This is a genomic window from Paenibacillus sp. FSL L8-0638 (assembly GCF_038593075.1).
Lineage (GTDB): Bacteria > Bacillota > Bacilli > Paenibacillales > Paenibacillaceae > Paenibacillus > Paenibacillus polymyxa_D.
Map to the genome: position 1 here is coordinate 3,534,560 of NZ_CP151960.1, position 11,260 is coordinate 3,545,819.

General features: G+C 44.6%; 8 protein-coding genes. 1 reads left to right on the forward strand and 7 read right to left on the reverse strand.

All coding sequences use genetic code 11. The features are described from left to right. The first annotated feature begins 50 nt into the window (after window positions 1-50). Window positions 51-1,115, forward strand: coding sequence for a spore photoproduct lyase (splB, locus tag MKY35_RS15670; RefSeq protein WP_023989268.1), 1,065 nt, complete (start codon window positions 51-53; stop codon window positions 1,113-1,115). Here splB and MKY35_RS15675 read toward each other — a convergent pair. The 7 genes from MKY35_RS15675 to pflB form a co-directional block, all read right to left on the reverse strand. Continuing rightward, on the reverse strand, window positions 1,108-1,824 hold the full coding sequence (locus MKY35_RS15675; RefSeq protein WP_029517240.1) for a cytochrome c biogenesis protein CcdA: 717 nt from the start codon (window positions 1,822-1,824) through the stop codon (window positions 1,108-1,110). The genes splB and MKY35_RS15675 overlap by 8 nt on opposite strands. A 160-nt stretch (window positions 1,825-1,984) precedes the next feature. Further along, entirely contained in the window at window positions 1,985-4,003 is a 2,019-nt protein-coding gene (gene metG / locus MKY35_RS15680) for a methionine--tRNA ligase (RefSeq protein WP_342444185.1), read from the reverse strand. Between the two features lie 414 nt (window positions 4,004-4,417). Further along, the gene (gene yidD / locus MKY35_RS15685; RefSeq protein ID WP_029517238.1) at window positions 4,418-4,708 is read right to left on the reverse strand and encodes a membrane protein insertion efficiency factor YidD; all 291 of its coding nucleotides are present in this window, start codon (window positions 4,706-4,708) and stop codon (window positions 4,418-4,420) included. A 1-nt stretch (window position 4,709) separates the two neighbouring features. Then, window positions 4,710-5,201 (reverse strand): Fur family transcriptional regulator, encoded by a 492-nt coding sequence (locus MKY35_RS15690; protein ID WP_039270917.1) that lies wholly within the window; start codon window positions 5,199-5,201, stop codon window positions 4,710-4,712. Window positions 5,202-5,454: 253 nt separating this feature from the next. After that, window positions 5,455-7,677: a copper amine oxidase N-terminal domain-containing protein gene (locus tag MKY35_RS15695; protein ID WP_342444186.1), complete on the reverse strand. Its 2,223-nt coding sequence runs from the start codon at window positions 7,675-7,677 to the stop codon at window positions 5,455-5,457. 219 nt (window positions 7,678-7,896) lie between these two features. Further along, a complete protein-coding gene (gene pflA, locus MKY35_RS15700) occupies window positions 7,897-8,655 on the reverse strand; it encodes a pyruvate formate-lyase-activating protein (RefSeq protein WP_029517235.1) in 759 nt (252 codons plus the stop codon). Window positions 8,656-8,706: 51 nt separating this feature from the next. Beyond that, window positions 8,707-10,968, reverse strand: coding sequence for a formate C-acetyltransferase (pflB, locus tag MKY35_RS15705; protein ID WP_029517234.1), 2,262 nt, complete (start codon window positions 10,966-10,968; stop codon window positions 8,707-8,709). Window positions 10,969-11,260: the final 292 nt, after the last annotated feature.

Below are 11,260 nucleotides of genomic sequence, written 5' to 3' on the forward strand. Positions count from 1 at the left end.
AAAGTTGGACACCAGAGCACTGTGGATTTATTTTGAAAGGAGCGTTAGCCATGTCTACGCTTGAGCGTACTCCTGTTCAAACCAGAGGAACCAAGCCATTTTTGCCTGACCTGGTGTTTTTTGAGCCAGACGCACTAAATTATCCCAAGGGCCAGCGTATTATGGATTGGGTTAAAGCCAAGGATATTCCGTACCGGATGACTACCTCTCACAACCGAATTACCAATTTACCAGGTGAAACTGAAGTTGAAAAGTACCGAATGGCAAAAAAAACTTTGGTAGTCGGTATCCGTAAAACGTTAACTTTTGATCAATCCAAGCCTTCTGCTGAATATGCCATCCCCATTTCGACTGGTTGCATGGGGCATTGTCACTACTGTTATTTACAAACAACCTTGGGAGCAAAGCCGTATATTCGTGTATATGTCAACACTGACGATATCTTATCAGCAGCTAAAGCTTATATCGAGGAGCGTGCGCCTGAAATTACCCGTTTTGAAGCAGCTTGTACCTCCGATCCGGTTGGTTTGGAGCATATCACCGGAACGCTTGGAGACTTGATTCGTTTCATGGCAGATGAGGAATTTGGCCGTCTGCGTTTTGTTACTAAATATCATCATGTTGATCCATTGCTGGATATTAAACATAATGGTCATACTCGCATCCGCTTTAGCATTAATTCCGATTATGTTATTAAACAGTTTGAACCTGCAACTTCCCGCTTCGAGGAACGTATTGAAGCCGCGGGCAAAATCGCACGAGCCGGTTATCCGCTGGGGTTCATCATTGCACCCATCATCTGGTATGACGGCTGGGAAGAAGGTTACGGCGAGTTACTGCGCAAATTGGGAGAAACCTTGCCCCAGCATGCTACAAAAGATTTGACGTTCGAATTAATACAGCATCGCTTCACCAAAACATCCAAAGCTGTCATCGAGAAACGTTATCCGAAAACCAAGCTGGAGATGGACATAGAGAAACGCAAGAAAAAATGGGGACGCTGGGGACAAAACAAATACGTTTATCCCGATGAACAGCAAAATGCACTGCGAGAGTTTATCACAGAGCGTATTTTTGAACATTTTCCTTTAAGTCGTATTGAGTATTTCACATAACTAGCATCCAACCCGGGGTAATCCGTTGTAAAAATAGCGTTACATCGGTCATATGATCCGTTACCAGTAAAATGCCAGTGATAACAAGTAGTATGCCACCTGTTTTGATGAGGATGGAGGTATAGCGAGAGGATAGCCGAACAGAGCCTACCAGCAAAGCTAATACAAAAAATGGAATCGCAAACCCAAGCGCATAGCCTGTAATCAGTTTGAACCAAATGTGATGCTCTACTGCCGCCAAAGCGATAATAGCTGTTAGCATGGGACCAATACAGGGCGACCAGCCTGCCGCAAACCCAATTCCGATTACAAAGGAACCGGCGTACCCGGCAGGCTTCCATGTCCAGCGAAGCTTATGCTCCCTCATTAGAATCAAAGGACTTACCACACCAAGAGATACCAGTCCCATTAGTAAAATAAGTAACCCTGCTACCACTCTTAGCGTATCCCCATAATTGGCAAACCATTCTCCAAGCAACCCGACACCTGCACCCAGTGAATAGAAAACGACCGAAAAGCCCAGTACAAAAGCAAGTGTATGCCCCATCGTACGATAACGAACCTCGGCCTTATGCCGTCCTTCAGCCAGTTCACGCGCAGACATCCCTGTCATATACGATAAATAAGATGGATACAGCGGTAAACAACACGGTGAAAAAAAAGAAACCAGTCCGGCTACGATCGCCAATCCGGCGTTAATATCTGTCATCCTCATTTCCTCCCCTGTCTTAAGTGAACACGAGCAAACAAGCCCTGCCTACTAAACATACGTGTAGCGGGAGCAAAATATGATGCACGCCAAAAAGCGCATGCCCAAGAAGAATGATTCTCGGGCATACGCTCATTACGTTCTTTTATTAACTAGCATACTACTTTACAACTGCACCATTCGGCATACCTTCCGGTACGGTGGCGAGCGTAAGCTGATCTCCATGTGAAGCTGCCAAAATCATACCTTGCGACAGCTCTCCCCGAAGTTTTACTGGCTTAAGATTGGTCACACAGATCACCTTGCGCCCAATGATATCTTCAGGTGTATAAAACTTCGCAATCCCTGATACTACCTGCCGTTGCTCATAACCAAGATCAAGTTGGAGCTTCAACAGTTTATCGGCCTTCTTTACAGGCTCGCAGGCGACGACCTGAGCAACGCGCAGTTCCACCTTGGCAAAATCCTCAATGCCAATCTCTTCCTTTGCCTCCGGCGCTTCCTGGCTCGCCTCAGATGCATTCTGTGGTTGAACTTGTGTCGTAGCTTCCTCTGGTTTCTTACCTCCTGTCATTGCTTCCACGATAAAAGCAACCTCTTGCTCTGAATCCAGACGTGGGAAGATCGGATTACCTTTGACCAACTGTGTTCCTTCCGGAATACGACCAAACTGCTTGCCGCTATCCCATGTAGTCAGCTCACCTTTGCTAATACCGAGCTGTTCCCAAATTTTATGAGGAGCACGGGTTAAGAATGGCTGAAGTAAGATGGAAGCGATGCGCAAGCTTTCTACCAAATGCAACATAACCGATGCCAATTCACGACGTTTTGCCTCATCCTTAGCCAAATTCCATGGTTGCGTCTCGTCAATATATTTGTTGCTACGGCTAATAAATTGGCTAATCGCCGTTAATGCCACGGAAAACTCCATGTTTTCCATGGCTTCTTCTACTTTGCTATAAGTCGATGTTGCCATGTCTTCCAAAGCTCCGTCGAATGCTGTTACATTCGCTTCATAAGCCGGAACTTTGCCGTCAAAATATTTATCTACCATCGCCACGGTACGATTCAACAAGTTGCCCAGATCATTTGCCAAATCCGAATTAACTCGATCTACAAAACTTTCTGGTGTAAATGTTCCATCTGCCCCAAAAGGCACCTCGCGCAGCAAGTAGTATCGAAGTTGGTCCAGACCATAACGGTCAATCAACGTTACCGGGTCTACCACATTACCTTTAGATTTCGACATTTTACCATCTTTCATGAGTAACCAACCATGTGCAAATACTTTTTTAGGCAACGGAAGATCCAGCGCCATCAGCATGATCGGCCAATATATCGTGTGGAACCTTACAATTTCTTTACCTACGATATGCACATTTGCAGGCCAGAATTTATCATACAGCTCGGTATTGGAAGAGCCATAACCCAAGGCTGTGATGTAGTTGGAAAGTGCGTCAATCCACACATACACGACATGCTTCGGATCCCCCTTCACCTTAATGCCCCAATCGAAGGTAGTACGAGATACAGCCAAATCCTCCAGACCCGGCTTGATGAAGTTATTGATCATCTCTTTTTTACGTGATTCCGGCTGGATAAACTGTGGGTTCTCTTCATAAAATTGCAGCAACCGATCAGCATACTTGCTCATGCGGAAAAAGTAGCTCTCTTCCTTGACCAATTCTACAGGGTGTCCACTATCTGGGCTCTTACCGCCAGTCACATTGCCTTCAGCGTCCTTCACCACGTCAACCAGCTGAGTTTCTGTGTAGTACGTCTCGTCAGGAATGCTGTACCAGCCTTCGTATTCTCCCTTGTAAATATCGCCTTGTTTTAATAAACGATCAAAGATTGCCTGTACGACAGCCTTATGACGTTCCTCCGTAGTACGGATAAAATCGTCATTGGAAATGTCGAGCTTCCGCCACAGGTCTTGGATGCCTGCCACAATGTCATCTACGAAACGTTGTGGCGTTTTGCCAGCTGCACTTGCCTTTTGCTCAATCTTCTGACCATGCTCATCCGTTCCTGTCAAATAACGCACTTCATAACCGCGTAGCCGCTTGTAACGGGCCATTGCATCTCCCGCAACTGTCGTGTAAGCATGACCTATATGTAGCTTGTCGCTCGGATAATAGATCGGTGTCGTAATGTAAAATGTGTTCTCATTGGACATGTATGTTGCCTCCTATTTTGTTCACGGCAGCTCGATAAGACCTGCTGACATGATGGTACTCCAATTTATGAATTTGGCACAAATTGGGCACAAAAAAGACCCCCGCCCCTATGGGACGAGAGTCACCTCACGCGTTACCACCCAATTTTCCTGTATCCTCGCAGACTACAGGCTTCACCGGTCACATCTGACCGCCCATTAACGCTGGAACACGCCTCCCCCTTACGTTTGCCTTCCGTGCACAAATAACTGTGGCAAATACGCTCGAAAAAGGTTCCTCCAGGACCATATTCAGGCTTAGCTCCAGACCGGTTTGCAGCTAACCCCGGCTCTCTGTACTGGACAATTCACCCTACTCATCCCTTCGCAGGAAAACAATATTAACCAAAATATAACCAAATCCGCATAGCGCTGTCAAGTCAGACTCTTCTCGGAATGAGTAGCCAAACGATCTTCGCTAGACCTGTCTGTCTCCTTTTTTGCAGGAGGAACCAAATCTACGCCTCCTGGATGAAAGGGATGGCATTTGGCTATACGCTTAGTAGCAAGCCATGAACCTTTGAGCGCACCATGCACTTCTACCGCCTCCAACGCGTACGCTGAACACGTTGGATAGAATCGGCAGGTAGCCGGCTTTAACGGTGAAATATAGGAACGATAAAACTTAATCGGAGCCTGTACCACTCTGCGTGTGGTGATTTTCATTTCAGTAGCCCCCGTGGCTGTGAGTGTGACTGCTCGTCTGTCTGAATCCCCCATCCGAATTACTATCAGTATGTCCATTTTTCTGTTGACATTCTTTACAATAACCAAAAATTTCAAACTTGTGCTCGACGATTTGGAATTGATCCGTTGTATCCGTCATTTGCATTGGGCAAAAAGAAATCGGTAATGTTTTCTGACAGCTCAAGCAAATCATATGGTGATGGTGATGATGCTCATTACAGCTCACCTTGAACTTCATTCCATCCTCAAAAGATACCTGTTCCAGCACACCCAATTCCTGCATTACACGCAAATTACGATAAACTGTATCAAAGCTAAGTCCACTGTACTTCTTACCCATATATTCATAAACGTCTTTGGGGGACAGATACCCTTCATTCTCGGAAAATAACGTGGCCAACGTCTTGCGCTGATCTGTAATACGCAGCCCCTGAGCGGACATTGTTGCAATAATCTCATCCTTTGTCAGCATGCGTTTCACCCTCCCCTGTCTGTAGTTTCAGGTTTTCTGATGCAGGCTTAGGCTTGCATCTATTTATTATACCACGATTAAAGTCAATATTATAAGAGATATTCGCATCTATACATAAGAAAAAGACGCTCTCCAGCGCTACGATCAAATTCGCAGCAGGAGAACGTCTATATTCTGCAAGTGACATCGACTTTTAAACGGTGAATGACGAGACCCAAGGTCTAAGCCGGTAAACAGTACCGGTTAATTCATATTAATTTTTAATAGCTGGTAAAGGCATAACTACTACGGAAACCGGCAAGTTACTTCCTGCAGCAGCAGTGAAATACATCTCTACACTTTCCTCGATATGCCCTGTGCGATACAGCACACTCATCTCATTTGGAGCCCATACCGAGCCGTTTGTCGGGATACCCACAACCTGATTGTTTACCATCGCATAGCCGGAATATTCGCCTCCACGCGGGTTGAACGTAATCAGTGAATACGGCGCTACATGATCCAATTTAACTTTATATACAACACCAAAATTACCGGCATTGGAAGCAGAAGAGCCGTCCAGACCGTCCGTACCAATCAGGTTCGGGTCTACCTTATTATCGCCAAGAACGATACGTTGAGCTGTTTTACCAACCTCTTCGGTATAATTGAGCGAGATATCCGAATTAGCGTACGTTCCACGGTTATGAATACCGTCCTTAGGCAGTTTTGCCAAAGTAGGCAACACGGTCAACGGATCTGTATTTGCATCTAACACAATAACCGTGTATTGAATAGGTTGATCCGTATATAAATCGGATAATAGAGAAATGACTTGTTTTTGCTTGATTTTTTGTGCGTTCAGATCCTGTAAAATAACGCGGCTTTCGCCAGGATTTAGAACTGTGCTAGAACGCTTGCTTCCATCCTGCATGGATTGAAAATATCGTTGAATCGAGATTTTACCCGCAGCCGTTGCAAATTCAGATGGTCCGGCAAAACCAGAATTTTCGACATTCATGTTGGCAGGAGTAATATTGTTGTTGGTTGCAATCACGTACATTTTCACATCTCGACCCGTTTCATTCACATGATGGACGAGTATGCGCGTGCTTCCTGATCCGGTTTCCTGATACACAATTCCGTCCTGAAATACACGTTCCGGGCTGTTAGCACGGATCAAAAGACGCGGTGAAGATGTACTTGTCAAAGGAATGGTAGCCATGGTAGGCACCTGACTGCCGTCTACTGTATATTTATCACCATATGGTGTGAAGATTTTATTGAAATCATCTTCGTTGTACAGCAGTTCATTCGTAATTTTAATCGTTTCACTTTTGGTACCTGTTGCGCCGTGCTTATCAGTCACGGTTAACGTAATTGTTACATCACCTGGTTGGAAGAAGGCAAGTTTCTTGTTCTCCCAATCACGCTTAGTAATAGCATTCTCATCATCCGTACTCAGGTCCGTAATGGTGATCTTTTCACCCATCTTGTACTCTTTTTTATCTGTAGTAAACAGAGCGACTGGCGGTTGGTTCGGCGGTCTTACTGTAATTGTAACTGAGTAAGGATCACTCCAGTTTCCAGCAGAGTCAAGAACAGAATAGGTAACTACATATGTACCCGGCTCCTGAAATACGTCCTGCTTACCTTCCCAACGTTGGTTCACAATCGGTAGACCTGTAGGAGAAGATTCCTTCGTCAAATACGTAACTTGAGTTTCGCCCGCATATATATCTTTTTGCTGAACCGTGAAGGAAGCTTTAGGCTTCTGATTCAAATCCATGATAACTTGTTTAGTCGTATTATTCACAGTATAAGGAATATTTAAGGCCTGTGTAATCGAGGTCAACGGCACCATAAATACGTTCTTTTGCTGAAAAGCCGGTCCCTTCATTTGTCTGGCTTCACCGTTAACCGTATAAACCTTGCTGTCTGTTTTGAAGCGCATGACATTTGTTCCTTGTGTAATTACGGTTTCTTTGGTGGCAGTGTCATAACTAAACTGCAATCCGACACGGCTGACAAGTGAACGGATAGCTACATAGGAAACTCCGTCCTTAACAGTCATCGGCTGAGTTGCCGTATATACCTGTCCGTTTTGTTCCATTTTCGCGCTGTTTAAATACAAAATCAGTTGATTAGCACCCATGTTTGTTGGAGCTCCACCAGGATTGGTGATCGTTCCGTCTCCACCGTATACATCATTGGATACGTTCGATCCGTTGGTTGTATCCGTAGGTAGGCCAGTCAATGGATCATTGGTTACGCCTGTGTTATCTGGTGTTACCGTGTTGTTTTGTGTGCCTGTTCCCTCTTGAGCTCCGATACTATTCTGAACGCTGGAATCAGCAACATTGGTCTGAGCCTGCTGTGCGCTAACCGAATCGGTGGATTGAATGGTTGTTGATGCTGCTTCTGCTCCTACAGGGGCTACTGCGGCCACCTGAGCTACCGCCAAAGCGGTGAGCATGGTCCATTTCTTGAAATTCATTGTCTGTCTCCTTCTATCACCAAATTATTATCATTCCCGTAAAAAGTCATACTATTAGACGCGTCAGTTGTTAAAAAGTTTCTGGAAATTTTGCTTATCATGAAAAAAAGGGAACTTTCTCCTGTGACTGCAAAAAATTCAACAACAAAAAACCGCCACCCATCTGACCTGATGTGGCGGCGGCTTCATTACTAAGAAATAGCTTTTGCACCATTTACATTATGATGGACGACAGACAGCATTCTTTCCTGCAGTCTCCAGACGACCCTCTTCAATGAGTCGGTAAGCACGTTGAACTTCTTCGTCTGTAGGAGATGGAACTCCCTCCAACGGATACTCCTTACCGAGCATTTCCCACTTGTAAACACCCATTTGATGGTAAGGTAAAATTTCGAATTTCTCGACTCCGTTCAACGTTCCGATAAACCGTCCCAAATTCAATAAATCTTGCTCGTCATCATGAATACCCGGTACAAATACGTGTCTAATCCACATTTTACGCCCTTGCTCAGACAACCAGCGAGCTGTGCTTAGCATACGGTCGTTGGACTTGCCTGTAAGCTTAATATGCTTGTCGTTGTCAATATGCTTAATATCAAGTAACACCAAGTCTGTTACGTCCAGCAGATCATGGATACGGCCCGCATCATTAAAGCCATTACTGTCCAGTGTCGTGTGCAAATTCCAGCGACGTTTCACTTCTTTGAACAGCTCTGCTACAAAATGAGCTTGCAATGTCGGTTCTCCACCGGATACGGTCAATCCGCCTCCCGAAGAACGGTAATAGGCTAAATACGGCTCAATTTCAGCCAATACTTCCTCTAGGGTCATTGGATTGCCTTCATTCAAGGCCCAAGTGTCCGGATTATGGCAATACTGACATTTCAACAAGCATCCTTGCATAAAGAGCACGAAGCGGATGCCGGGACCATCGACGGTCCCGAAGGTTTCCAATGAGTGTATGTGTCCTTTCAACATGTTGCATCATCCTTCCCGCATCCGCTATGCGTGCGTCATTGTAATACTTATTTACATTGTACCGTGGAAAGTACGGTTAATAACATCCAATTGTTGTTCACGAGTCAGCTTGATAAAGTTAACGGCATAACCGGAAACACGGATCGTCAGCTGTGGATAGTTTTCTGGGTGTTCCATTGCATCCAACAGTTGTTCGCGAGCAAACACATTGACATTCAGATGATGTGCGTGGCTTCCAAAATAGCCATCCATCATCGAAACAAGGTTTGTTTTGCGTGTTTCTTCTTCTTTACCCAGTGCTTTAGGCACGATAGAGAAGGTGTTCGAGATACCATCCAGACTGTGTTCATAAGGCAATTTGGCTACGGAACTCAGAGATGCCAAAGCACCTTTTTTATCACGGCCGTGCATTGGGTTTGCCCCTGGTGCAAACGGTTCGCCTGCTTTACGTCCATCCGGTGTTGTACCTGTTTTCTTACCATACACCACGTTAGAAGTAATAGTCAGTACAGATTGAGTAGGAAGCGCATTACGATAAGCTTTATGCTTGCGAATCATGCTCATGAAGCTCTCTACCAGTTCCACAGCGATGTTATCTACACGGTCATCGTTGTTACCGTAGCAAGGGTATTCGCCTTCAATTTCAAAGTCCACAGCAATCCCTTTTTCGTTACGGATTGGTTTAACTTTTGCAAATTTAATGGCACTCAAGGAGTCGGTAGCAACTGACAGACCCGCAATACCACAAGCCATGGTGCGGAGAATATCACGATCATGCAACGCCATTTCAATGCGTTCGTAGCTATATTTATCATGCATGTAGTGAATAACATTTAAAGTGTTCATATACAGTTTTGCCAACCATTCCATCATAGGTTTGAAGCGACTCAACACTTCTTCATAATCCAGAACTTCACCTGTAATGGCTGGGAATTCAGGCCCTACTTGGACGCCAGATTTTTCATCTTTACCACCGTTAATTGCATACAGCAGAGCTTTAGCCAAGTTAGCACGAGCACCAAAGAATTGCATTTGTTTACCGATTTTCATTGCCGATACACAACAAGCAATACCATAGTCGTCTCCATAAATCGGACGCATCAGATCGTCATTCTCGTACTGAATGGAGCTAGTTTCAATAGAAACTTTCGCACAATATTTTTTGAAGCCTTCAGGCAATTTTTCCGACCACAGTACAGTCAGGTTCGGTTCCGGTGCAGGTCCCAGATTGTAGAGGGTGTGCAGGAAACGGAAGCTGTTTTTAGTTACCCGAGTTTCTCCAGTTACGGACATACCACCAATGGACTCAGTAACCCAAGTTGGATCTCCACTGAACAGTTCATTATAGTCAGGTGTGCGCAAGAACTTAACAATACGCAATTTCATAACAAAATGATCGACCAGTTCTTGAGCTTGTTCTTCTGTCATTGTACCCTCTTCCATATCACGTTGAGAGTAAATATCAAGGAAGGAAGATACACGTCCTAAGGACATTGCTGCACCATTTTGTTCTTTGATTGCTGCAAGATATCCAAAATATACCCATTGGAAAGCTTCTTTCGCATTGTTAGCAGGTTTTGAAATATCAAAACCGTGCTCAGCAGCCATTTGTTTCAGTTCATTCAAAGCACGAATTTGCTCGGAAATTTCCTCACGCAGACGAATTACGTCTTCTTCCATGGAATCAACTTCAAGGCTTTTCAGTTGCAGCTTTTTATCTTGGATCAAGAAGTCTGCACCGTATAAAGCTACACGACGATAGTCACCGATAATACGACCACGGCCGTATGCATCTGGCAGACCAGTAATGATACCAGCTTTACGAGCTGCTCTCATTTCATCTGTATAAGCGTCAAATACACCTTGGTTGTGAGTTTTACGAATATGAGTGAAGATATCAATGATACTTTCTGGCACTTCAAAACCATAGGCTTTGCAAGCGTCGATCATCATTCGAATTCCGCCAAACGGCTGTAAAGAACGTTTGAATGGAGCATCTGTTTGTACACCGACAATTTGCTCTTTATCCCGGTCTAGGTAACCCGGTTTATGTGAAATAATAGTGGATGGCGTATTCACGTCTACATCAAGCACGCCGCCGTTTGCCAACTCTTTTTTGGTAAGATCGGATACAATATCCCACAATGCAGTTGTGTTGGCCGTAGGACCAACCAAAAATTCTTCATTGCCAACATAAGGTAAGATATTGGTTTCAATAAAATCGTTGACGTTGACTTCTTTAGTCCATTTGCCTTTTTTAAAACCTCTCCAGCCAGATTGTTGCTCTTGTAATTCTCTCTCAATCACCGACATGTAAATCCCTCCAAATTGTTTGGTCTTCCGGACTTGTGATTTTTTTCACGATAAAGCTATTTCTTGAGCCCGGCCTGTTCACCGATGCCTTACGCTCAGTGTCGGGACCTTTCTTACACCCTTATTGTAGAATAATGATAGAGTGTAGTATGTGACAAAAATCACAATATGAGTGATTTTTGTCACTTTATTTTCCCTAGCTTCGCGCCTATATCCTTAGCCTTGCCTTTCACCTCCCTTCCCAAACCAACAGGCCCTCTATATAGAGAGCCTGCATCGGTATTGAACGAGA

Bases quoted from the DNA above. Each gene is read 5' to 3' on its own strand.
- splB (WP_023989268.1), top strand. From the start codon at position 51: ATGTCTACGCTTGAGCGTACTCCTGTTCAAACCAGAGGAACCAAGCCA.
- MKY35_RS15675 (WP_029517240.1), bottom strand. From the start codon at position 1,824: ATGACAGATATTAACGCCGGATTGGCGATCGTAGCCGGACTGGTTTCT.
- metG (WP_342444185.1), bottom strand. From the start codon at position 4,003: ATGTCCAATGAGAACACATTTTACATTACGACACCGATCTATTATCCG.
- yidD (WP_029517238.1), bottom strand. From the start codon at position 4,708: ATGAAAATCACCACACGCAGAGTGGTACAGGCTCCGATTAAGTTTTAT.
- MKY35_RS15690 (WP_039270917.1), bottom strand. From the start codon at position 5,201: ATGCTGACAAAGGATGAGATTATTGCAACAATGTCCGCTCAGGGGCTG.
- MKY35_RS15695 (WP_342444186.1), bottom strand. From the start codon at position 7,677: ATGAATTTCAAGAAATGGACCATGCTCACCGCTTTGGCGGTAGCTCAG.
- pflA (WP_029517235.1), bottom strand. From the start codon at position 8,655: ATGTTGAAAGGACACATACACTCATTGGAAACCTTCGGGACCGTCGAT.
- pflB (WP_029517234.1), bottom strand. From the start codon at position 10,968: ATGTCGGTGATTGAGAGAGAATTACAAGAGCAACAATCTGGCTGGAGA.